Raw genomic sequence first — 22,319 nt, forward strand, 5'->3', positions numbered from 1 at the left:
GCTCCCCCCCCCCGCGTTTGCTCATCACTTACCCAACCCCCGGGCCCCGCCGCCCCCCCCCCCCGGGGGGGGCCCGGGGGGGGCTTCCTGCTGCTTGGGGAGCCCTCGCTGGACGTGCGCGGGCGCGGCCGCTTCAGGGTTCGAGAATCCAGATCTCACTCTGCCGCGAGGACGCGCGTGACGGCGACTACGCGGTGCCGCGTATGCCCGCCAGCAGCTCCGCAACGAGCCTGGGGCCGCTCTCGGAGTATCGCTCGCCGCCCCGCGTCGACCCGAACCGGCCGGGTCCGGGGTCTGGCAGCAGCGCAAGAGCTCTGTCACCGATCCTGCTGGCTTATTCCGACGCAATGGGTCGGTAGACCTGACGCGCGGCACGGGGCCCGTACCCGTTGGCGAAGCGGGTCCGACAGCAGGATCTTCACCGATGCTGGTGGCCAAGTCGAAACAAGAAGCCGAAGAATCTCCGTCGTTACTTCAAGCCGTCGTCGGAGGGCATCGCCGAGGTCACCCGCCTGCTCGCGGCCGGTGACAGCCGCCGATGACCGGCCGCTGCTACGCAGTCGAAACCGGGTGTTCACCTCAGGCCCGGCAGGCTCCGCAGCTCGCTGATCTTCAGGATTCGTGCGAGCAGCACAAATACCAGGAGCATCGTGAGGCCTCCTGCGGCGAGGCCCAGAGCGGGTGCCCAGGTGGTCGAGGTGACGGTGCTGGAGCAGGAGCGGGCCACGAACCAGCCCAGCGTTCCCGCCGCGAGGGCAGAGGCCGTCAGCTTGCCGTAGGTGCGGCACAGTCGTTTGCCATCCAGCCGGCCTTCGAGGCGTCGTCGCAACAGCATCGCGGTGATGAGCAGGCCGATGGCGTAGGAGGCGGCGTAGGCTCCGGCCAGGCCGGTGACGGCCCATCGCGGGGGCATCAGCAGATGGCAGGCGGTGGCCAGGGCGATGTTTGCCGTACTGATCCACACGGCCATCCAGAACGGGGTCCGGGTGTCCTCGAAGGCGTAGAAGCCGCGCAGCAGCATGTACTGCGCCGAGAAGGGGATCAGGCCGAGTCCGAAAGCCTGGAGCATATGGCCCAGCGGCACGATGGATGCCGGGTGGGCTGCTCCGTGAGCGAAGATCACCTGCGCCATTTGCGGGCCGAGGGCGACGAAGAAGAAGGCGGCGGGAACGATGACGACGCCGCTGATTCGCAGGGCTCGGGAGAGGTCACCGCGCATGTCGTCGAGGCGGTGTTCGGCGACGGCCTGGCTCATTCGCGGCAGCAGGGCGGTGACCAGCGAGACGGTGATGACGGACTGCGGGAGCGACCAGATGGTCTGCGCGTAGGTGTAGGCGGAAAAGCCCACGCCGCCATTGGGCAGTGCCGTGTCTGCGGCGGAGGCGTAGCGGGTCACCACCGTGCTGGCTACGAGGTTGGTGAGGACGAACAGCAGGGTCCAGCGGGCCGCGCTGATGCTCTTGCCGAGCCCTGTGCCGCGCCAGTCGAAACGTGGGCGGAAGCGGAAGCCGGCGGCCCTGGCGAAGGGGATCAGGGCGAGCGCCTGGATGGCGAGGGCGAGTGTGGTGCCCGCGCCGAGGAGCGTGACCTGGGTCTGGGTGATGTCCTGGACGGAGTCCGGAACGGTCATGATGCCGAGGTATACGCCGAACATGGAGATCAGGACGACGTTGTTGAGGACAGGGGTCCACATCATCGCGCCGAACTTGTTCCGGGCGTTGAGCACTTGGCCCAGGATGCTGAACAGTCCGTAGAAGAAGATCTGCGGGAGCAGGAACCGCGCGAAGACCACCGTCAGCTGAAACGCTTCGTGGTTGGCCGGTGAGTCGCTCTGATAGAGGCTGATGATCTGCGGCGCCGCCCAGACGGCCAGCAGCGTGCCGATTCCCAGCACGGACATCGTGAGGGTGACCAGACGCTGCTCGAAGGCCCGTCCGCCATCGGGCTGCTCCATCCTGGCCCTCACCAGCTGCGGAACCAGTACGGAGTTCAGCGCACCGCCGATGAGCAGGAAGTACAGGCTCGCCGGCACCACGTTGGCCTGGTTGTACGTCGTAGCGAGCAGTCCCGTCCCGAGTGCCCCGGCCTGTAGGACTGTTCTCAGCAGGCCCGTTGCCCGGGACACCACCGTCCCTGCCGCCATCAGCATGGACGAGCGCATCAGCCCGCTCTTTGCCGCGTCGGACTTCGTGGCGGTGTGCCGCCCTCGCTTCTGCTTCCCCGGTATCCGTGTTCTCGCCGCGCCGGGCGTCCCCTCCACCATGTGCCTAATCTACGGCGTAGAGATCATCATCATGGGCACTGCCCCGGGTTCTCCGGTCGGCCCACAGTCCCCAGTCGATGGGGTGCCGGCAAGAATGCTGTCACCGATCCTGCTGGCTTGTTCTGTGCCTGGCGGGCTGGCGGCTCGTTGGTCGGGACATAGCGGCCGTCTTGGCGTTCCCGGTCGCGGGCGGGGTGTGGGATGTCGATGCGGCCGAGGCCGTGGCCGAAGGTGCCTGAGCTGACCGCGCAGGTGGCGCGGGCTGTGGCGGCACGGGGTCCGTATCCGTTGGCGATGCGGGTCCGTGATGAGCTGGGCGAGTTGTTCGCGGATGCCGAGTTCGCCGAGGCGTTCGGATCCAGAGGGCGGCCGGGCTGGTCACCGGGCCAGCTGGCGCTGGTGACGGTGTTGCAGTTCGCCGAGAACCTCACCGACCGGGCGGCAGCGCATCGGGTGCGGTACGGCATGGACCTGAAATACGCGCTCGGCCTGGAGCTGGATGACCCCGGGTTCGACGCCTCGGTGCTGTCCGAGTTCCGCACACGCCTGGTCGAGCACGGGATGGAGGAGAAGGTGCTCGACCTGCTGCTGACCGCGCTCAAGGACCGGGGCCTGGTGAAGGCGGGAGGCAAGCAGCGCACCGACTCCACCCGCGTGCTGGCGGCGGTACGCGATCTGAACAGGCTGGAGCTGGCCGGGGAGACGCTGCGGGCCGCGCTGGAGGCGCTGGCCTGTGCGGCCCCGGGCTGGCTGGCTGGGGCGGGGCCCGTTCGGGAATGGGTCGAACGCTACGGCCCGCGGACTCACTCCTGGCATCCGCCGGCTTCCACGAGCAAGCGTGAGGAGATGGCCCTGGTCTACGGCCGGGACGGGTTCGCGCTGCTGGAGGTGGTGCATGCCCCTGATGCCCCGGCATGGCTGCGCGAGCTTCCGGCGGTGCAGGTCCTGCGCACGATGTGGGTGCAGAACTACCACCGCACTGTGGCCGAGGCCGGGGCAGAGGTGAAGCGGCGGGAGAGCAAAGACCTCCCGCCCGGCAGACTGAGGCTGGCCTCTCCGTACGACACCGACGCGCGCTACGGCCTCAAACAGGGCTCCTGGTGGACCGGCTACAAGATCCACATCAGTGAGTCCTGCGACGAAACCGACGTGCAGGACGCGGCCACAGGCCAGGCGATGGTCCCCGGAGCCGACGGACCGCCGCCGCGCTTGATCACCAGCATCGCGACCACCGACGCAACGGTGACCGACGCGGAAATGACCGAACCGGTCCATCACATGCTCGCCGCCCGCGATCTCCTGCCCGCCGAGCACTTCCTCGACTCCGGATACGCCTCCGCCGAGTTGATCGTGGGCATGAAGAAGAACTTCGGGGTCACCCTGGTCACGCCGGTCCTGATGAACAGCTCACCCCAGGCGCGTGCCGGCGCCGGATTCGACCGCACCGCGTTCACCATCGACTGGGACAAGCGGCAGGCCACCTGCCCACGCGGGGACACCAGCACCTGGTGGAGCCCCGTCACCCTGCGTGGCACCAAGGCCATCGTCATCAAGTTCGACAAGGAGACCTGCCGCCCCTGCCCGGTGCGCGACCAGTGCACCCGCTCGAAGACTGGTGGCCGGACCCTCTCCCTGCAACCCCGCGAGCTGCAAGAAGTCCTCGACCATGCTCGCCTCCAGCAGGGCGACGAGCAGTGGCGAGCCGAGTACGGAACCCGCGCAGGCATCGAGGGGACCATCCACCAGGCCGTCGCGGTCACCGGCATGAGACGTGCCCGCTACCTCGGCCTCCACAAGACCCACCTGGAGCACGTCCTCTCCGCCGTGGCTCTCAACCTCATCCGCCTCGATGCCTGGTGGAACGGCCACCCGCTCGACCGGAGCCGCGTCAGCCACCTTGCTCGCCTGGACCTCTCCCTCACAGCGTGACCGAATAGGCCAGCAGGATCGGTGCCCGGCCGGGCACCGCCGGGCGGGCCCGGTGGCGGAGAACACCAGGCCCCGAACCCGCTGCTCTCCCCCACCATTGACACCGCGCCCCGCCCATATCCCCGGGGCTCGTCAGTGCGTGGAGGAAAGAAGAGGGTTGCGGCAAGCGGCTCAGCTTCAGAAAGCCCCGGTGACCAGGGGAAAAACGGGCCAGGCGGATGCCGAGCGCGGAAGTGGCTTCGGCAGTGGGACCACAAGCGCCAGGGGTAGGAACTCACCAGGGCACACCCCGCTCCGGCCGCAGTGCGCAGAACCGGGCTCGCCGGCCGCTGACCGGCTGGTCCCGCCAGGACTGCGGGAACCACGAGAGCCGGCCACGGCCGCGGTGCGGACCTGTACCTTCCTCGGCACGCATGCCGCCGCTCAGCTGCCAGGCCCCGCAGCGTACGGCCTGCAATGAGCAGCAGGTCAGTCGACAGTCACTCCGTAATCGCGGGCGAGGCCTGCGAGGCCGTCGGCCCAGCCCTGGCCGACGGCGCGGAGCTTCCATACCTCCTGACCGGCAAGGCTGTGGCGGTAGAACTCGGCGACGATCATCGCCTTGATCGCCGGGTCCTGCTGCGGTTCGAAGGTCCAGGTCTCGTTGCCGGCCTCGACGGTCAGCACGGGGTCGACGAGTTCGTCGCAGGCGGCGCCGGTCTCGACGTCCATGTTGATCGAGATGACGACCCGTCGGGTCTGCTCTGGCAGGCGGGCCAGAGCAACGGCGGCCTGCCCGGTTCTGCGGCCGTCTGCCGTCTGCTCGGGCAGGAGCCAGCAGGCGCCGTCGGCGGCCTGGGGCTGGTTGTAGAAGACGAAGTCGTCGTCGGACGCGACCTTCCCGTCCGGGCCTGTGAGCAGCAGGGTGAGGTCGGCTGGGGTGCCGGCGGCGGTGAAACTGATGAGGAGGTCCTGGACGGCGTGGGCGGGGAGGAGGATGTTCTGTCCGGCGACCAGGTGGAGTGTCTGGGTTTCGGTGCTCTGGGTGGCGGCCGGAGCAGCAACCGTTGGGGGCGCGGTGGGCATGGGCGGGACGGCGGCGGGCACCGGGGCGAACGCGGGGGTGGCCGTGGTGGTGGCGTGGTGCCACTGCTCGAAGGGGACGACGGCGTACGGGTCTTGGCGGTCGGGGGCGGTGCCGGTCGGGGTGGTGAGGTCGACGTCGAGCCCGGTCAGCGTCGGTTTGGGGTCGTCGTCGACGTTGGCCAGGAGGTCGCCCAGCGCGGAGACGCGGCTGGCGTCGAGGGGCTTGAGGGCCGTGGACAGGTGGCCGGACGGTGTGGTGGTCACGGCGCTGGCGACCTCGTCGGCGCTGCCGGTGAAGCAGAGGGCGTCGTCCTCCCGCCAGAAGTCCAGGTTCGCCCGCACGGCGGCAACCGCCGGATGGTCGGGGCCCAGACGTTCGACGAGGGCTGCCAGCGTCTGCTCCAGCGCCGTGGCGGCGGCCCGCCGATCGCCCTCCTTAGCTCGCAGCTGGGCGAGTTGGCCCGCTGCCTGCACCGTGCTGGGATCCGCCGGCCCCGCGATGGTCACCATCGTCTCGTACGACTCGCGCACGGTCGCCGCCAGCTCGCGCCTGGTGCGGCTTCGACGCTGCCAGTCGTCGAGTTCCCCGAGCACGCCGACTGTCGTCTTGTGGTCGGGGCCCACCACCCGGACCAGATCAGTGATCAGCTCGGCCTCCGCGACCACCGCGTCGACCGCGTTGGTCGCGAAGCCCAGCCAGTCCGCGAGGTCACCACGGGTGCTGAGGGTGTCGATGTGGTCCGGGCCGAGGATCCGGATCTGCCGTGCGAGCAGCTCCCGTAATGTCTCCACGCCGGCCGCGGGTCCGTCCGACTGTACCCGGAACAGCCCGATCAGGGACAAGGTGGCGAATGAGTCGCGGTCGTCCGGCCCGAGCGGACGAGTCTCGTCACCGAGCAGCTCGACGAGCGAGTCGACAGCCTCGGTGTACCGTCCGGCGGTACCCAGCACCGAGGCGATCTTGCGCCGGGTGGCGAGGGTGTCGCGGTGGTTCGGACCGAGCACTCGTGTCTGGTCGTCCAGCACCTCGGCCAGTTGTGTCAGACCGGGATCGGCCGCGGCCGGCTCGCCCCTGGCTCCGAGGGCCGCGAGTGCCTCCCGGGTGGCCCGGGTGGCGGGGTCGTCGGTACCGAATCCCTCCTCCTCCCTAGCGAGCAGCTGAGCCAGTTGGATGATGGCCTGCTCCCGGTTCCCGAGCTCGGCTGTCAGAATGAAGGCCCGGCGCATGGTGTCGTGTACGTCGCGGTGGTCCGGGCCCAGAACCCGCACCTGGTGGTCCAGGAGGGCAAGCCGTTCCCCGAGTTCCTCATTCCGGTCGTTGTGGGTTCGGAGCATCGCGAGAGCAGAGCGCGTTCTGAGGGTGTCGACGTCGTCCGCTCCGAGGGCACGGGTCTGGGCCTCCAGGAGTGCCGCGAGCGCCTCGACCGCGGCGGGTGGGTCTCCGGCGCGGGCCTCGCAGCCGGCGGCGTGGTAGCGGGCCGTCAGGGTGTCGCGGTGGTTCGGGCCCAGGCAGCGGCGGGCGGTGTCGATGTAGCGGGTGAAGTGGGCGAGCGCCTCGGCCGGTAGTCCGGCGCCGTCCATGCTGCGGCCGTGGCGGAGCAGCAGTGGGTGTGCGTCGGTGCGGTAGAGCGCGTCCTCCTCGTGGCTGAACAGTGCGGTGGCGCAGGCGCGCAGGGCCTGGGCGAGGACCGGGTCCGTCTCCACCTCGGGCCAGGCGGCGAGGAGTGCGTCGGCGGCGGTGCGGGCCAGTTGGTGGTGCTGGTCGGGGGTGCGGGTGTCGGGGACGGCGTGCTGGGTGAGCTGGTGGACGCGGACGGCCTGGTGGGGGGTGCTGGAGGTGTGGTCGACGAGGTGGAGCCGGTGCAGGGCGCGCAGGGCGGCGACGACCTCACTCTCGCCGACCCTGGCCGGAACGGCCCCGGGTGCCTGCGAACCGGTGGGCGTGCGGTGTGCGGTGAGGAAGTCCAGGGCCGGGGGGCTGGTCAGGACGGTGAGGGGGATGCCGTTGGCGTCGAGGAACGCGACGAGGTGCAGCACGGGGCGGGCCAGGCCGGCGGGACGCAGGGTGTCGGCGCGGTCCAGGGACAGGGTCAGGGCGGCGAAGACGGTGTGGTGCTGGTCGTCGGGCAGGGTGTCGGGGGCGGCGTCGGCCAAGGCGATGGCGCGGTCGGCGAGCAGGACCCGGTAGTGGGCGGCGGTAGTGTCGGCGTCGGCGAGGTAGGCGGCGGCCTGGGACAGGGCCAACGGCAGGTGGCCGAGGTCCTGTGCTAGGGCTATGAGTTGACCGTCGGGCTCGGTGCGGCCGTGGGCGGCCAGGGCTTCGGTGAGGTAGGCGAGGGCTTCGGCGGGGGTGAACAGGCCGACCTCGATCAGGCAGCGGCCGGTGCCGTTCAGCGCGGCTTCGCGGCTGCGGGTGGTGGCCACCACCCGCCCCAGCGCACTGGCCGGGGGCCACAGGCCGACGAGGTCGGCGGGGTCGGTGACGTCGTCGAGGACCACCAGCCAGCGGCACCGGGGCGCGTTCTTCTTGGGTTCCAGCCAGGCCAGGAACGCTGCGGCGGCACGCTCGGGATCGTTGGGGTCTGCCCGGCACAGCTCGACCCCGGCCTGCGCGTAGCCGGCCACCACGGCCGTGCGGTTGGCGGCGGTGACCCACACCAGCACGTCCACCGCACCGTCGTGCCACAGGGTGCGGGCGTGGTCGGCGGCGAGCTGGGTCTTGCCGACACCGCCCATCCCGGTCAGCACCTGTACCAGCACCGCCGTCCCCCCATGCTGCAGGGCCTCGCCCAGCCGGGCGGCCTGCGCACGCGGCTGAAAGGACTGTGCGCGGGAGGGGATCGTACCGACTTGGTGCGGCCAGGCGGCGGGTTTCTGCGGGCTGCTCCGACGGATGGTCAGGATTCCGGTGTTGGCGATGGCGCCGTCCCCGGTCGCGGTCGCGTTCCCGGTATTCGTGGCCTGTGCCGACACCGGCGTCCCCTCACCGCTCGGGGCGGGGCCCCGGTACCCGGACACCGCGGTGCCGCCGTCCTGCGCGTGGGCGTCGCCGGTGTCCCGAGCGCTCACCGGGCTCGGCGCGACCGACGGCTCCTCGGTCGGCTGGTCGGGAGTGTCGGGGAGGTCAGCTGTAGTCGACACCAGTGCTCGCCTTGCTGTTCGTGCCGTCGGCGGTGGCGTCCCCGGTGTGCTCCGCGGTCGCGGACCCCGATCCGGTCCCCCCGGGGCGCACGACGCCGGTACTCGCGGCGGCGCCGTTGGTGGCCATGGCGGTGCCGGTGGCGAACGCGACGTCCACCGGCCCTGCGGCCTGCACCGCGGCGAGGGCCTGCGCCAAGGCCGCGGCGAAGTCATGGTCCGTCTCGACGGCCTCTTCCAGGGCCAGGATCAGGCGCTGGCGGGTACGCCCGCTCGGCTCCCGTTCCCCTTCTCCTGCGTCTGCTTCCTCCCGGGCCCGTGCCAGTGCCGGATCGGTCCCAAGTTTCGCGCTGACAAGCCCGTGCAGGCGGTCCATGCCCGCGTCCAGGCCCTGATCGATCTCCGCGTCCGCGCGGCCCGCCACCCGCCTGGCCTTGCCCACCAGCCACGCGCACACGTACCCGACCGCGATCTCCACACCCGGAACCACGAGACCCCCCTCGACACCGGCCGACACTCTGCGCTCACCGTACCCACAACAACCCACCCAAACCCCCCAGTTGCCACAGAACACCACGACAGCAAGGCGCAGCCTCGCAGCGGCACGGAGGCGCTGCGGGTCCGTCATGGGCGACGTGCGCCACGGGCCCCGCCTGGCCGGCCGGGGCTGCTCGGAATCACCGTGGTGCTGGGGCGTGCGGGCGGCGGCAAGTGGCATGTTCCGGCAACCGGTTCGAAGTGGCGCAGCCGCTGCCGGTATGCGGAGCATCTGACCGGCAGTGCGCTGGTCTTCTTGGACGTGGCGGAGCAGGTGTGCCGGCACTGCGCGCCACTGGTGGGCGTGGAGAAGGCGGAGGAGGCGTTGTGGCGGGCGGCGGCCGAGGTCGTCGCGGCCGACAAGCGGGTGCGCGGCCTGGAGGGGGAGTCGGGCCCGCGGTCCTGGGACGGTTATGCCCGGGCGCTGTGGGAGGCGGCCCGGCACCGTGACGATGAGGTGTCCGGGCTGCTGGAGCCGTGGACGGCTGATCCCGGATTCGGTGCGGGTGCGCAGCAGGTACTGGCGGCGTGGGCCGGGGTGCTTGAGCGGTCAGAGGCGGCACTGGCCCGCTGGCGGGCGGTGGCGCCTGCGGCCCGCGAGGCCGCGTCGGTCAGCGGAGCGTGCGATGCGGTGGCCGGTGACGGCCGGGTACGGGAGCTTGGTCTGCAGCTGGCGGCTGCGGTGGTGGATCGCCCCCGGTGGGCGGAGCCGTTCGATGTGTGGGCGGCTGTCCGGCGGGCCTGGAGCGGTGCCCGGGACCATGGCGAGGAGGCGGCAGCGGCCCTCGCGGCGGTGCTGTGGACTGTCGGAGCTCACTGGGACGGGGTGCGCGTGCGGGATGTGGCAGCGCTGCCGCAGCCTGCGGTTGTCGCGTCCGACGGGTTCTCCTCGCCTGCGCAATGGGCGGATGCAGAATTCCGCCACCGGTGGCGGCAGTACGTGACGGAGTGCTGCCGCCTGCTGGAGGAGGCCCTGGAGGAGGCCGCTGCTGGCACGCCCGGGGCAGGGCGGCAGCTGGTGCTGGTGGCCGGCTGGCCGCTTGTGCGGCAGCAGGATGCGGAACTGGCGTACCTGGCCCAGTACGAGCAGCGGGCCGACGGTGCCGTTCGGCGGGCGTCGCACCAGCTACGGCTGGGAGCCCGATCACGCCGTGGTGCTGGCGCTGCCCCGCTTCGCCGCCCGGCACGCCGCGGAGCACATCCGCGAACACCGTGGGCGGATCACGGCCGGGCCGGAGCTGACCCCGCGGGCGGACGGTCCTGCAGAACACGACGTGCTGACGCTGCTGCGCGGCGCCTACCCGTACGTGCCGGCGGACGCCGGGAGTGACGGTGCGGACCCGCGCCCCACGGCGCTGGTGGTGAAGGCCCGGACGGGTAGGCGCGCTGCGAGACAACGGACGCGGTCCGGGCGCGGCGGGCCCGAGTCGATCGAGCGGTACAACGAGCTGGTCGCCGGCACGTACGTCTGGGTCCCGGACGACGACCATTCCGGGTTTGCCGCCGCGGAGCTGACCGGGCTGCCCATCCACTGGCTCAAGGACTGGACGCTGTGGGTGGACATCGAGTGCGGCAGGCGGCCCGACACTGCCCTGCACCGCTTATACGGCACGGTGGTCTCCTTCGATCCCGGGGCCGGGATCGTCGGGTTCTGCCCTGTCGGCGGCCATCCCGCCATCGCTCTACCGGTGCACCGGATCGTCGCGCTCTCCGGTGCCCCGCAGCGGCGCGGGAGCGGGGATGTGCCTGCTCACGAACCGGTGGACGAGTGCTGAGGGGGCCGTAGCTATGCCGCAGGACGGGCCGGTGCCGGGGGTTCAGTCCGCCGCGGGGGTGAGGGCGATGAGGGCGGTGCAGGCAGGTCCCCCGGCTCTGAGATCGCGCATCAGGGCCTTCTTCGTCCGGTGAGCGGCGATGAACCGGGCGTAGCGCTCCGCGAATGCCCCGGTGGTGGCATCCCGGTCGGCGAGGGCGGCCAGATCTCCCAGGAGACGGACGATCTCCGGGTAATGGCGGGTTCCTCGCTGTGAGAGGAGTTCTCCCACGCGGTGCCAGGCCGTCTCGGGATCGTGCTGCAGGTCGGCCAGCCGCCGGTCTTGGGCTTCGAGCGCCTGACGCACCGCCCGGTCACGTTCCTCGGCCTCCCGTTGTTCCTGGCGGGCGATACGCAGCGCCTTCCGGGCAGGGACCGCAGCAAAGAGTTCGGCAACTGTGCGGGGTGCGGGAGCGGGTCCGCCGGCCGGTTGGCTGTCCAGGAAGCGGCGGCGCAGCCCGGACAGGAGGTGAGGATCGCCGTCGTGGATGAGCTGGGCGAGGACGGTGTCCTTCTCCTGCGTGTCGAGGGCGGTGGTCCAGACCCGGTGGGCGGCGAGTGTCGGGTGCGGAGCCGGTGGGGGTGAGTGGTGGGCTGCGGCCGCGATGAGGTCTTCGTCGATGCGCAGGAACGTGGCCAGGTCGGCCAGGGGCTCGGGCAGGTCGGCCAGTCCTGGTGGCACGGCGGGTTCCAGGTCGTCGTCGTCGAATTCGCCGTTGTGTGCGCGCAGCAGCCAGGCGATGTAGAGCAGACGCAGGTCTCCCTCGGCGACCTGCCGGCGGGCTCGGGCGATGGAGGGCAGCCACTGCTCGTCCCGATCCCCGTCCTCGTCGAAGTCATCCTCGTCGATGCCGAAGAGGTCGTTGAAGTCCTCGATGTCGTCCTCGGGATCGGACTCCAGGGCGAGAAGGACGTATCCGTTGCTCTTCCAGGCCTCCGCCGAGGCGCCAGCGCAGTACGCCTGGGCGGTGTCCAGGGACAGGGCGGTGGCGGGCCAGCGCAGGATCAGCCGTCGGGTGCCCCAGTTCGCGAAGTAGAGATGGGCGTCGTAGTGGGTCTCCACCAGCAGCCGGGGGTCACCCTTGAAGTCGCCCCAGCTGTAGGTGTTCACGAAGCTGTGCCGGGTCAGGCTCGCGCGTGTCGTCAGTGCGCGGATCTGCGCGAGCTGCCCGTCGGTCAACGGGGTGTCGACCTCGAACTGGTAGTGCTGGTACTCCGACATGGCCCTCTTCCCCCGTTCCGGTCAAGTCGTAGCAGGCCCGGCGGCCCGGCACAGCAGAAACGGCGCAGCGCGCGCCGCGGCATGCACACGAAGGCGTTGAGGTTGTCTGATCCAGCCGCTGGCGGATGGCTGCCTCGCTACGGTGGTCGGCAGTCTGTGCTTCGTGGAGCGTGCGGGGCAGTTCGTCGTCCAGACCGTTGGCACGCGAGGGGATCCCGTCATGCCGCCGTCCTCTTCCGGTTCCGGCTTTTACGCCCCTGACCCCGACGGCGGCATCAACCGGCCTGGTGATTCGTGTCGCCGCAGGGAGTTCAGATCAGCGCGGATTCACAGCCCGCCGGGCCCGGTTGATGACGTTGTGGGCGTCGACCCCATAGACCGCGGACTCCCGCAGCGTGTCCCAGACCCGCAGGTAGGTCGCGACGCTGTCCGCATCGTCAAGCCACAGCTCCGCGTGCCAGTCCTCGACGACGACGCGGCGCTCGTCGTAGATCCAGAACCCGTTGCCCGGGTAGATCTTCAGTGAAGCGGCAAACGGGACGATTCCAAATTCCACGGTGTCCAGCCCGATGACGCTCGCGAGACGATCCAGCTGCGCGGCCAGTACGGAGGGCGGGCACACCAGGGCATAGAGCGCCCCCTCCCACACCATGATCCGGTACTTCCTGCCCTGCGAGTACAGCCCCTCTTGACGGCGGATCCGGGCGCGCACAGCGTCCTCGGTGTCCCGCGGCGACTGCATAAGGTTGGCGTGCCTGGTGAGGACATGGCGGGCGTAGTCGGCCGTCTGCAGCATGCCGGGCACGAGGTTGTTTTCCCAGATGCTCAGCACCCGGGTGCGGTCGTGCTCGGCGGTGATGGCGTCCTGCACGGGACGATGGCCCGAGGCCAGCTGCCGGCGCCACGAGCGGATGTGGGACTCGAAGCCGCGCAGTTGGGCGAGCAGACCGTCGTACGCCTCCGGGTGTCCGGTGGCCTTGGCCCACGCCCTGAGTTCCTCGGCGTCGGCGGTCTGCCTGCCGTTCTCCAGTTTGCTCACCTTGGACTTTGTCCACCCGGCGCCAAGGCGTTCGGCGAGCTGCTCGCCGGTGAGCCGACCCTCAGGACACGTCCTCAGTTCCCGAAGTCGTAGCCCCAGGGCCTCGCGTGCCTGCTGATAGTCGGTGCTCACCGGACCTCGTCATTTCTGGTCGACCTCGAACTCTGCGTACGCAACGGCATAGTGCCAGGCTGCGTCTCGCACCCGGCAGTAGCGGTTGACCGCGGCTGGCTCGGTGATGAGCTCGGCGCCCGTCAGGTTGTCGTCCTCGTCGAAGTTGAGCCGTGCTACTAGGCGTGAGTCGAAGAGCCAGAAGTCTTCGTCGGGCAGGTGCAGCCGCTCGGCCTCCGTGCGGGACAGGTTGCGAATGTCCTCGCCCACGGCGCAGTTCCGTGCTGCGTTGCTGCGCAGGTACAACTGCCCTGGCGTGGCGGGGGTATCAACCAGCCGCACGCGCTCGAACCGCTTGCCCTGCGCTGCCTGCACTCGGACGTTGCGGCACCAGTCGTCGCCGTAATCCCAGTCGATGCGCTGGCCTGCGGCGAACTGGGCCCACTCGTCGGTCTGTTCGTCGCTTGCGTACCGGCGTCGGGTCTCCAGCCGCCATGCGGTGTGGGCGAAGGTCTCGAAGAGGCGCTCGAACTCGTCGTCGGCGTTGATGAGCCGCGGGGTCTCGTCGCGCGGACCGAAGTCGACGAGAGTGTTGCGCGGTACGACGATGGCCACCTCGCCTTCGTCGCGGTGCTGAAGCTGCGCCAGGTCGGCGGGGTCGGTGAGCGGCGGTCCGTGCACGATGACGTCCCCGCTGTCGAGGTCCTCGTGGACGCCGGGGCAGCCTCCTCCCCCTGAGCCTGTGCCGTTGAAACGAAGCCGTCGCATGGCCGTCTCCTCCGCTCGGAGCCTTGGTGTGGACCCAGCCTCCCCGAGGACAACGCCCCGGACACGCGGCTCAGTCGGCCTCCGTGGGAAACATCGCGCAACTTCGTAGGACTGTCAAGAAACTTCGAGAAACCAGCGACGCGGCGAGCAACTCCGCGCGCCTACCGTCTTGTTCATGGTCTCAGCACTTGAGTCGCAAGACGTTGACCCGTTCACGGCCGTGGAGTCGCTGAGGGCAGCACTGGATCAGGCCGGCATCGTGCTGCCGTCGCTCGCAGTCGACCCCGGCTCGCCGACCCCCAGCCTCGTGGACCTTGGGCGCGCGGGCGGACGTGATCATGCAGCTTGCGCAAGCACTTCAGCGAACGGAGCCAGGGGCATGAGCAAGGCCACGGAGTCCGCGCAATCACTGCGTCAGGCAGGGCAGGCCTGGCTCCTGTTCTGCGTGATCTGCCCCGCCGACATACAGCGCGCGTGGGACGCGGAGGAACTCGCGCCCATCGAGACCGGCCCACACTGGATGGCAGCCGAGGCGCCCCTCAGGCAGTCGATGGACGCGATCAAGCGCATCGGGCCCGACCGCCTCGGCCCGGTCCTCGCGGACGTCACCTCGGAGCGCGCGTGGTGGCTGCTCCCGCCCTGTCTCGACGACGAGCTGGACGACATTCTCCTCCTCACCGTCCACCCCCACGGCTGGCCCCTGAGGTGCCCGCCCGTGCTGTACCCGGTGCGCGGCCGCGTGTGGGTAGAGCGACCGGACGGCAGCGGGCGACTCACCGATCCCACCTTCCTCGGCGCCGCGCTCGGCCCGGGCGGCGGCCCTCGACTCCCAGCGGAGGCTTTCGGATGACACAGCAGACCACCATGGACGACGCGCCCGTTGACCTGCCCCTGCCGATGGACCGGCCCAAGCCCGCCCCGCGCTGCGGGGTGTGCGCGGCGCTCGTGCGGCAGAGCGCGGAGGCTGCGGCCTCTGGGGACTACTCGAAGGCGTCCAACTGCAACGTCGAGATCCGCAACCACCCCCACCGCGGACGGCGGCGGTCGTGAGTAGCCGCTTCCAGTTCGTGGACACGGGCACCGGCTACGGCCACCTGCAGCGCGTCGCGAATGCAGGCGTCTTCAACCGGGTGCAGCGGGCGTACCGCGCATACATAGACCACGGCCGCGACTGCGCCACGTGCGCGGTGGACGCCACGCGGTGCACGACCGCCGAGGCGTTGTGGGAGGCGTACCGCGCCGCGAACTCCTGAGCTCTCGCTGTCGGCTCCCCCGTCCGGCAGCGAGAACGGCGGCCCGCCCTCACGACGGCGTACAGGGCGGGTCGCCGGATGAACGCCCGCCCTCTGCACCCCAGGAGGGCGGGCGGGTTCAACCGCCTCTCACCAGAGGCAAACAAGCGCAACAGGAGCAAGACGTGACCGTCGCGTTAGAGCGTTCCGCCACGATCCGCACCCGCGACCCGCAAGAGCTGCTCAACGCGGTCGCTCCGCATATCACGGAGCTGACCGTCAACATCTTCGACTCCGATCTGCCGATCCATTCGGGTCGACTGGGGCCCTCACACAAGCTCGTCAGGCACGCTCGGGTCGGCCGCCAGGCACGCCTTGTCCTATGCGAGCGGTGAGGACCTGCAGGGAGGACGGGCAGGAGTTCCTGCAGAGGCCGCGATGAGAGGGCACGGCCACTCGCTGCCGGAGCCGGTGCCACACTGTGTCCCCAAGTGAGAGGGGTGGGCCGTGGGATTCGGGTTTCGTGTTGGTGTTCCGGGCATGAGCGTGCGTGTCTCAACGCGTGGGGTGAGGACTTCCGTCGGGCCGAGGGCGGCGAGGATCAGTGTGGGCAGCGGAGGTGCCCGGATGTCGACGGGACTCGGCCCCTTCTACGCCTCGAGTTCCCTCAGAGGCAGCCGGCGGACCACGACCAGCACCCGCCGGACCACGCAGTCCAGGTCGGTCGCCCCTTCCGCCGCGCAGATGGAGCGCGCTCGCCGGCAAGCAGAGAGGGCGCAGCAGGAGGCTGATCGGGATGCGGCCATCGCGCAGTTGCGGAAATTGAGGCGGCAGATGACCAGCGTCCATCTGCAGTCCTTTCCCAGCGCGCATCCTCCGGTGATCGGGGATGCTCCGCAGCTGGGTCTGCCCTGGGCACTGGCTGAGGCCCAGACGTTTCACTTGCAGGGTGTGGGGTGGCTGGCCCGTGCGGAGCGGGCCGGCGCCAAACAGCGAGCGGAGCTCGATGCTCCCGCGTATCTGGCGGCCGAGTCAGCACGCCTGAGTGCGGTGCGTGAACAGCTGACAGACGAAGCCGGGCACTGGTGGCAGGCGCTGCTCGCCCACGACGAGGACACCGTTTGCGAAGCGGTGAATGCCGCATTCTCGGACAACCCTGCGGCCGGTTGCGCGCTCGGAGTGGATGGTTCGGTCCTGTCCGTTCTGATGCGTCATCAGGACTTCGACTCGATGCCGACTCAGACACCCGGGCTCACCTCGAGCGGCCGCCCGGCCCTGAAGAATTTGACGAAACGCGACCGGCTCCTGTGGTGGCTGACCGCCATGGGCTCCAACGTGGTCGCCACCCTCAAGGAGGGCTTCGCCACCGCACCCGGTATCACCGCCATCGACCTGGCCGTGCTGACCCGCCTGCCCGACACCCAGCGGCTCGGATTCGTCGCCTACGGCCGCTGGACCCGCCAGGCGATCGAGACCACCCCATGGCGCGAACCCGAGGACGCGCTGCGCTTCCTGGACATCGGGGAGGACGTCGCCTGCTCGGTCACCACCACCGCCTCCGGCAACCTCTCCAGCACGCTCAAGCCGCTGGATACCGCCCGTATCCCGGGCCTGCGAGAACTCCTGGATCACGCGCAAGACGAACCGGAATCCGGTGAGCCCTCCCTCGCCGGCCTTGACAGCACTCTGAGCGGCAACACCCCACCCGACGACCGAGCCGTAACCGCCGACCCATACCGGATCAGGCCGTTTGCCGAATGGAAGCACAGCCACCTGGCCGAGCCGCCGCCCGCTCCCCCGCTGCCGCCCGCCACGGTGTCTCCCCTCGTGGCCGGGCAGACCCTCGCTCTGCCTGAAGGTGCCTGGCAGGGGCTGAGTATCGCCTTCACCTTCGCCGGCGCGGACGCGGACCTCACCCTCTTCCTCACCGGCAACGACGGCACGGTGGCCGGTGACGAGGACTTCGTCTTCTACAACCAGCCCTCCACCGCCAACGGTGCCGCACGGCTCCTGGGCAAGCACGCGCAAGGCCCGCACACCACCGAACGCGCCGTCATCCATCTGTCTGCCCTGCCCGACCGGGTGCAGCGTGTCGCCGTCGCCATCAACATGGACGTCGACACCGGCCTGACCTGCGGATCACTCACCCACGCGGCCCTGTCCATGGAATGCGTGACCGGCACCGGCTGGACCTTCAGCCCACCCGCAGACCCGGACATCCGCGCCATGGTCATCGCCGAGCTGTACCGGCACAACGTCAACGGCGAGCCCGTGTGGAAACTCCGCGCCATCGGCCAGGGCTGGGCGGACGGACTCGACGGACTCGCCCGAGCCCACGGCGTCAACGTCGAATAGCGGGCGTCTGAAGAGCCTGTCAGCGGGCACGTTGGCCCGTCTCTCCACGCGGAGGGGCAAGCACATTGGCATGTGTGGGTCAGCGCAGAGCTTTGATGGCCTTCACGACCAGGGCGCGCGCCTCGGCCCCGTACACGACCATGCGGCGCAGTTCTTCGAAGACCGCATGGACGTCGCCGGCAAGTCGGTCTGGCGCGCTTGTGGTCGGCCGGCTCTCGCAGCATGACCGGCAGCAGGCGCGCCATGCGCGGTCGGCGGCGCGTACGCGCGGTGATCGTCGGGGCCGCCGTACGACTCTCAAACCTCGTCCGGGTTCTCCTCGGCGTACAGGCGGGCATCCAGCTCGGCCGCCCAGGCGAGGGCCCAGGCGCGCAGGTCGGCCAGTTGGCCGGGATTGAGGCCGTAGTCGGTGAAGTCCTTGTCGTCCCACCATTCGGCACCGTTGAGGCGGTCGCGCAGGTCCTGGAGGCTGAATTCGAAGCGTGCGTGGCGGCGGCCGAGCGTTTCGAGGTCGGCGGTGGTGCGGTGCTGGGAGGCGGCGTGGACGTCGATGAGGTCGCGGACTGCGCCGCGGTCTGCGAGCGCGCGGACCTTGGTGCCGATCACGTCGTCGAGGGCCAGCACCGGTCCGTAATCGGTCTGCGCGGGCGGACTCCAGAATGCCTCTTTGAGGACGTCCACCTCGCATTCCTCCCCGGATTGCGGGTCGGTTGCGATGAGACGACCGGAGAGGGCGCCCGTCTCGATCTGACGGACGCTCCAGCCACGGGTGGCGAGGCCGTCGCTGACCACGGCGACGATCTCGGCGATCGAGGCGGGATTCTCGGTGGCTACGTCGAGGTCCTGGCTGAGGCGGTCGACCAGACCGTGGGCCTGGACGGCATAACCGCCTGTGATCACCAAGGGGTACGGGGTGCCGATCGCGAGTACATCGGCAAGGAGCCGGCGGTGCAGGTCGGTCAGGTTCACGCGGCCGGCACACTCCGGACGGCAGCCAGCTCGGGGAAAGCGGCTTCCCAGGCATCCCGCAGCGGCCGGCTGATCAGGGTGCGCAGCACCGGCCACTGCCCGAGCAGCAGATCCCGGTTCAGGAAGGCGACCAGGTCCTGGCGCTGCCCCTCGGCCAGGACGGTGCGGTAGAGGCTCATCCGCGAGCGCGGCTGCTCCACGTCATAGGAGCGGCGTCCTGACCAGGCCACGTGCAGCGGCAGGTCGACCGAGCCGTGGATGGGGCCCGCCAGGTCCTGAAGGCGCGCGGGCAGCCGCTTGGCGTACTGCTCGCGGAGCAGCTCGAACGCGTTCGGTACCGGGAAACGAGAGGAGCTGAGAACCATGCCCCGATTATCGCCTGCCCGACCGCGCGGGTCACGACCGACGCCCGAACCGGCGCACCCCACAGCCAGCTCCTCGACGACAGCCGCGGCAGGCCGAGAACGAGATCGCAGCCGGGACCTCCTTCTGCCCACGGGAACACGACGGCGAGGGCGCGCAGCCAGCCGCGCGCCCTCTACCCCCACCACATTCGTGGCGGCCTGTCAGCTCGGTGGCGTCCCAGAACGTGCAGGCACGGACTTCCCAAGACCATCGAGTCCATCCTGCCGCCGCTTGGCCGGGCGGTCAGCGCCTACGGCTCTCTCCCCCCCCGACGCGCAACACCCGTGAGCACGCCCGGTCCCCGACCGCGTCCGCGCCGCCCTTCCTTCTCCTTCACTCAGCCAAAGGCGAAAGCGGTCGCAACGGGGATGTCCGAGCCCCGACCACGCACGCACGCACGGGGGAGGTGACCTGCACGGACTCCGCAATGGGGGGAGATCCTCGCGCAAGAGAAGTCGCAAGAGATCTCGCAGGAGATGCAGCAAGAGTTGATGCAAGAGATGTTGCCGCGAGGCGTACCCGAGATGCGGCTCGAACGACAGTTCCGTCGGACCGTGGCATCCTCGTACGGCTCTGATCGACGCTCAGAACGAACTCAATCAAGCCCGGACAGATCTGCGGACGCCCTTCCAGCGGGTGCCGGGGTCCAACGAACCGTTGGACGCATGGGAGATGCACGAGAACGCCTGGCGGACGTCATCCCGTCCTTCCTCCCCCGGGCTGGCGTCTGGCTCCGGGTTGCTGCGCGGTCCCCACCGCAGCGTCGAGCTCCACCACGGTCAGCCCCTCGATGGACAAGCCGATGATGCGCAGGATCTGTTCCTCCCGCACGGTCAGCTGCGCAGCCAGCGCGGGCCCGAGTGCGCAACACCGCCCGCACAGCGGACCCCGGCGAGGACCCGACCAGACCAGAACGGATGCCACCACAACCACGTCGACAACATCGGCAAACGACGACGCAACACCATGTTCCCCATGGTGGGGGCGGGCGCGGCGAGGCCGTCGTAGGTGCGTTTCCGGGCCGCTTGCAGCTGGACCAAATTGATTTCTTGTTCAAGTCCAGCACCGGATCCAGGGCCTCGGCGAGGGCGGGCCAGTGTCCTGCGGCGGGCCAGGTCCTGGTCGTCGATCACGGCGTCGCGGATGAGGGTGGGCCGTCCGCTCGGCAGGTGGGTGGGGATGGTGAGCCACTGCTGAGCGGCGGGGTCGTCGAGGTTCGCGAGGCGGGCTCGGTGCTGGTGGTCGCGGCGGGTGAACTGCACGTCGTCCAGTACGACCCAGTGGTCCGCCGCGAACAGCTTGGCCAGCGTGGTCAGCCGGGGCAGGAAGTTCGGCTGGTGGATGGCACACAACCCGCCCGGCTCTGGCAGGTCAGGGGCGCCAGAAACGTTGTTGCGGGGCAACGCCGCGTCCTGCGCTCGGTCACCCTGCTTGACGCCTTCGACATCGCCCTCGCCACCCGTGCCTCCGGCGCGGCTGAGCCGCCGCTGCGAACAGCACTGGGGCTGAGCCTGTCCGCGCGACAGCGGGCGGACATGGTTCAGTCGGCCGAGCTGCTCGTCCGGAGTGAACTGGCCGGTGTCGATCGCGGCCTACAGCCAGTCCTCGGCGTCTGCTGCCCGCTGGTTTCCAACAGCGGATTTCGGGTCAACTGCAGGCGTTCCATCCAGTGGGTGAGGCGTCGAGAAATTTGCGATTTCCCTTGGCCGTCACCAGCCATGAAGTACAGAAAGTGCCTTCCTTTCCGTCAAAGCGAAGAACTATATATGTATCGCCGAGGTGGATTGCGCTAGCGGCGCGTGCACTCTCGGTTGATATCCCCTCAAGCCTCTTCATATAGTTGGATGAGTAGGAATTTCCAACGGTGTCTTCGTCGAATAGATTCTGAAAGGCCTCGGCGTCGCGGTTGTGTATGGCATTCGCGGCTTCTGACTGGAGTTCCCCGATACTGCCTGCCCCTTTTTCAGGTTCAGTGGCAATCGAGTAGCACACGACTGCCATCCAGGCACCCAATGCCGTCAGGATCGCGGCGATGCCGAGGTAGGACCTGGTCTTCTTATCATTTCGCATGAACCCCTCCGGGCATCCGGGACCGTGTGCGCAATCAACTACCGCGCTCAGGGTAGTGCCGCAGCTTCTTTAGTACTTCACACCATTACCCATCCAAGCGGATCAAAGCACCCGATATTGCATCACGCTAATTCAAGCCTTCATGGCTAGATGCCTTTACTTGGGTCCCGCTGAACGGGTCGTTGAATCCTGGCGGAATCTCGTGCAGGATTCAACTAGACGAAGCAATTCCCATGCCTGTGTCCGATTCCTAACGCAGATTTGTCTCAAAACGCCACCGCCAAAGCTTTGAAGTTCACCGCGCCGGCGAAGTCCCTCAATATATTTCGGAAATTCGATTCACTCCGTTGACCGCCACTGGTCAAGCGTGATGGTGTGCATCAATCTCCGAGAGAAGGGACTGGTTTCATGCTGGGACGTATTCTTGCAGCTGCAGTACTGACGACAGGCGCTGTCTTGGCGACAACTTCGGTCGCATCGGCCGATGCAGGACTCAGGAGCGCGTCGGGATGCACGGGAAACCCCGGCAGTACCGGGTCAAAGTGTATTTACGTCAACGGTAGCGGCCTGCGTGTGACAACAGCCAAAACCACGTTAACGAAAAATCATGCCGACAACTGCGGAACTCCGCACATCGACTTCGGCGACATCATGTCCTTCACGGGCCCGAGGACATGCGAGGCAAGGGACTTCAGCTTCGGTCCGGAAGCCGTCAACTACACCTTCCCCAACGGAACCAAGGCGTGCGCCTGGTGGAGTAACTACCCGGACGGAAAAGCCTGCATAACCATCCACAGCTGACCGACTCCAACCGGCAGCGCACATCCCATCGCGCTCCTAGAGAAAGGGAACTGAATCAAAATGTCCAGAGCTAAAATAGCCGCGGTGACAGGCATCCTCTCCGCGGTGATGCTCGCCGTCGCTCCGTCCGCCAACGCCGCGACCATCCCGTTCGGAACGTTCGACGCCAGCCCGGGCCACCAGTCGAGGACGTGGAAGGACGAGGACTACTCCCAGGTCTACTTCGACTACTGCCAGTCGAACCAGGGGGCCCCGAGCAAGAGCCTCGAGATCGAGCTTCGCATGGACAACACGGCCTGGCCCGACCATAGTTGGGGGTCAAAGACGTTCACCAAGTGCTTCAGCAGCTTCGGCAGTTCAGGTGAATGGCACGACCTGGTCTACGGAGACCAGTTCTTCCGCATCAACAAGATCGACAACGGGTCCGCCCACAACGTGCACGTGTACGGCAACAGCTACGCCGATACCACCAAGGCCGACTGAGCAGCCCGCAAGACAGCGTGGGGGGGGGGGGGGGGGGGGCCGCGCCCCCCCCCCCCCCCCCGGGGGCGGGGGGGGGTGGGGGGGGGGGGGGCGCCGCGGGCGGCGCCCGCCCGAAATCG

General features: G+C 69.1%; 18 protein-coding genes and 1 pseudogene. 9 read left to right on the forward strand and 10 right to left on the reverse strand.

Features of this window, described 5'->3' with window-relative positions; genetic code table 11:
- Positions 1 to 574: 574 nt before the first annotated feature.
- Entirely contained in the window at positions 575 to 2,263 is a 1,689-nt protein-coding gene (gene murJ, locus ACFXGX_RS31645; protein ID WP_384797893.1) for a murein biosynthesis integral membrane protein MurJ, read from the reverse strand.
- A gap of 294 nt (positions 2,264 to 2,557) precedes the next feature.
- On the opposite strand from murJ, the gene ACFXGX_RS31650 reads away from it, so the two are divergent.
- Positions 2,558 to 4,192: an IS1182 family transposase gene (locus ACFXGX_RS31650; protein ID WP_384797896.1), complete on the forward strand. Its 1,635-nt coding sequence runs from the start codon at positions 2,558 to 2,560 to the stop codon at positions 4,190 to 4,192.
- Between the two features lie 468 nt (positions 4,193 to 4,660).
- Here the strand turns inward: ACFXGX_RS31650 and ACFXGX_RS31655 are convergent, their stop codons facing one another.
- Both ACFXGX_RS31655 and ACFXGX_RS31660 read right to left on the reverse strand, forming a co-directional pair.
- Positions 4,661 to 8,398 (reverse strand): TerD family protein, encoded by a 3,738-nt coding sequence (locus ACFXGX_RS31655; RefSeq protein ID WP_384797899.1) that lies wholly within the window; start codon positions 8,396 to 8,398, stop codon positions 4,661 to 4,663.
- Positions 8,382 to 8,885, reverse strand: coding sequence for a hypothetical protein (locus ACFXGX_RS31660; RefSeq protein ID WP_384797902.1), 504 nt, complete (start codon positions 8,883 to 8,885; stop codon positions 8,382 to 8,384). Before ACFXGX_RS31660 ends, ACFXGX_RS31655 begins: the two co-directional genes overlap by 17 nt.
- 1,102 nt (positions 8,886 to 9,987) lie before the next feature.
- On the opposite strand from ACFXGX_RS31660, the gene ACFXGX_RS31665 reads away from it, so the two are divergent.
- Positions 9,988 to 10,707, forward strand: coding sequence for a hypothetical protein (locus ACFXGX_RS31665; RefSeq protein WP_384797905.1), 720 nt, complete (start codon positions 9,988 to 9,990; stop codon positions 10,705 to 10,707).
- 42 nt (positions 10,708 to 10,749) lie between these two features.
- Here ACFXGX_RS31665 and ACFXGX_RS31670 read toward each other — a convergent pair whose 3' ends face one another.
- The 3 genes from ACFXGX_RS31670 to ACFXGX_RS31680 form a co-directional block, all read right to left on the reverse strand.
- Entirely contained in the window at positions 10,750 to 11,967 is a 1,218-nt protein-coding gene (locus ACFXGX_RS31670; protein WP_384797908.1) for a hypothetical protein, read from the reverse strand.
- A 316-nt stretch (positions 11,968 to 12,283) separates the two neighbouring features.
- Positions 12,284 to 13,138: a helix-turn-helix domain-containing protein gene (locus ACFXGX_RS31675; RefSeq protein WP_384797911.1), complete on the reverse strand. Its 855-nt coding sequence runs from the start codon at positions 13,136 to 13,138 to the stop codon at positions 12,284 to 12,286.
- 9 nt (positions 13,139 to 13,147) lie between these two features.
- Positions 13,148 to 13,885: a DUF6879 family protein gene (locus ACFXGX_RS31680; RefSeq protein ID WP_384797914.1), complete on the reverse strand. Its 738-nt coding sequence runs from the start codon at positions 13,883 to 13,885 to the stop codon at positions 13,148 to 13,150.
- 379 nt (positions 13,886 to 14,264) lie between these two features.
- Here ACFXGX_RS31680 and ACFXGX_RS31685 point away from each other — a divergent pair, with 379 nt between their 5' ends.
- The 5 genes from ACFXGX_RS31685 (at position 14,265) to ACFXGX_RS31705 (ending at position 17,472) form a co-directional block, all read left to right on the forward strand.
- Positions 14,265 to 14,735 carry a hypothetical protein gene (locus ACFXGX_RS31685; RefSeq protein ID WP_384797917.1) on the forward strand — a complete coding sequence of 157 codons (471 nt, stop codon included), beginning with the start codon at positions 14,265 to 14,267 and terminating at the stop codon, positions 14,733 to 14,735.
- The gene (locus tag ACFXGX_RS31690) at positions 14,732 to 14,935 is read left to right on the forward strand and encodes a hypothetical protein (RefSeq protein WP_384797920.1); all 204 of its coding nucleotides are present in this window, start codon (positions 14,732 to 14,734) and stop codon (positions 14,933 to 14,935) included. Before ACFXGX_RS31685 ends, ACFXGX_RS31690 begins: the two co-directional genes overlap by 4 nt.
- Positions 14,932 to 15,138 (forward strand): hypothetical protein, encoded by a 207-nt coding sequence (locus tag ACFXGX_RS31695; RefSeq protein WP_384797923.1) that lies wholly within the window; start codon positions 14,932 to 14,934, stop codon positions 15,136 to 15,138. Before ACFXGX_RS31690 ends, ACFXGX_RS31695 begins: the two co-directional genes overlap by 4 nt.
- Before the next feature lie 164 nt (positions 15,139 to 15,302).
- On the forward strand, positions 15,303 to 15,512 hold the full coding sequence (locus ACFXGX_RS31700; RefSeq protein ID WP_384797926.1) for a hypothetical protein: 210 nt from the start codon (positions 15,303 to 15,305) through the stop codon (positions 15,510 to 15,512).
- 655 nt (positions 15,513 to 16,167) lie between these two features.
- Entirely contained in the window at positions 16,168 to 17,472 is a 1,305-nt protein-coding gene (locus tag ACFXGX_RS31705; RefSeq protein ID WP_384797929.1) for a TerD family protein, read from the forward strand.
- Positions 17,473 to 17,769: 297 nt separating this feature from the next.
- On the opposite strand, the gene ACFXGX_RS31710 is transcribed toward ACFXGX_RS31705, so the two are convergent.
- The 4 genes and pseudogenes from ACFXGX_RS31710 to ACFXGX_RS31725 all read right to left on the reverse strand — a co-directional run bounded on the left by ACFXGX_RS31710 (position 17,770) and on the right by ACFXGX_RS31725 (position 20,916).
- On the reverse strand, positions 17,770 to 18,441 hold the full coding sequence (locus tag ACFXGX_RS31710) for a nucleotidyl transferase AbiEii/AbiGii toxin family protein (RefSeq protein ID WP_384797932.1): 672 nt from the start codon (positions 18,439 to 18,441) through the stop codon (positions 17,770 to 17,772).
- On the reverse strand, positions 18,438 to 18,806 hold the full coding sequence (locus ACFXGX_RS31715; protein ID WP_384797935.1) for a hypothetical protein: 369 nt from the start codon (positions 18,804 to 18,806) through the stop codon (positions 18,438 to 18,440). The genes ACFXGX_RS31710 and ACFXGX_RS31715 overlap by 4 nt, the downstream gene beginning before the upstream one ends.
- Positions 18,807 to 19,903: 1,097 nt before the next feature.
- Positions 19,904 to 20,198, reverse strand: a pseudogene (locus ACFXGX_RS31720) (WbqC family protein); the annotation flags it as partial.
- A gap of 295 nt (positions 20,199 to 20,493) precedes the next feature.
- Positions 20,494 to 20,916, reverse strand: coding sequence for a hypothetical protein (locus ACFXGX_RS31725; protein ID WP_384797938.1), 423 nt, complete (start codon positions 20,914 to 20,916; stop codon positions 20,494 to 20,496).
- A 408-nt stretch (positions 20,917 to 21,324) separates the two neighbouring features.
- Between ACFXGX_RS31725 and ACFXGX_RS31730 the strand changes: the two genes are divergently transcribed.
- The gene (locus tag ACFXGX_RS31730; protein WP_384797941.1) at positions 21,325 to 21,717 is read left to right on the forward strand and encodes a hypothetical protein; all 393 of its coding nucleotides are present in this window, start codon (positions 21,325 to 21,327) and stop codon (positions 21,715 to 21,717) included.
- A gap of 84 nt (positions 21,718 to 21,801) precedes the next feature.
- The gene (locus ACFXGX_RS31735) at positions 21,802 to 22,200 is read left to right on the forward strand and encodes a hypothetical protein (RefSeq protein ID WP_384797944.1); all 399 of its coding nucleotides are present in this window, start codon (positions 21,802 to 21,804) and stop codon (positions 22,198 to 22,200) included.
- The last annotated feature ends 119 nt before the right edge of the window (positions 22,201 to 22,319 follow it).

Origin of the sequence: Streptomyces sp. NPDC059371, assembly GCF_042751995.1 — a bacterium.
Taxonomy (GTDB): Bacteria; Actinomycetota; Actinomycetes; order Streptomycetales; family Streptomycetaceae; genus Streptomyces.

Bases quoted from the DNA above. Each gene is read 5' to 3' on its own strand.
- murJ (WP_384797893.1), bottom strand. From the start codon at position 2,263: ATGGTGGAGGGGACGCCCGGCGCGGCGAGAACACGGATACCGGGGAAG.
- ACFXGX_RS31650 (WP_384797896.1), top strand. From the start codon at position 2,558: ATGCGGGTCCGTGATGAGCTGGGCGAGTTGTTCGCGGATGCCGAGTTC.
- ACFXGX_RS31665 (WP_384797905.1), top strand. From the start codon at position 9,988: ATGCGGAACTGGCGTACCTGGCCCAGTACGAGCAGCGGGCCGACGGTG.
- ACFXGX_RS31670 (WP_384797908.1), bottom strand. From the start codon at position 11,967: ATGTCGGAGTACCAGCACTACCAGTTCGAGGTCGACACCCCGTTGACC.
- ACFXGX_RS31680 (WP_384797914.1), bottom strand. From the start codon at position 13,885: ATGCGACGGCTTCGTTTCAACGGCACAGGCTCAGGGGGAGGAGGCTGC.
- ACFXGX_RS31685 (WP_384797917.1), top strand. From the start codon at position 14,265: ATGAGCAAGGCCACGGAGTCCGCGCAATCACTGCGTCAGGCAGGGCAG.
- ACFXGX_RS31690 (WP_384797920.1), top strand. From the start codon at position 14,732: ATGACACAGCAGACCACCATGGACGACGCGCCCGTTGACCTGCCCCTG.
- ACFXGX_RS31715 (WP_384797935.1), bottom strand. From the start codon at position 18,806: ATGGTTCTCAGCTCCTCTCGTTTCCCGGTACCGAACGCGTTCGAGCTG.
- ACFXGX_RS31725 (WP_384797938.1), bottom strand. From the start codon at position 20,916: ATGCGAAATGATAAGAAGACCAGGTCCTACCTCGGCATCGCCGCGATC.
- ACFXGX_RS31730 (WP_384797941.1), top strand. From the start codon at position 21,325: ATGCTGGGACGTATTCTTGCAGCTGCAGTACTGACGACAGGCGCTGTC.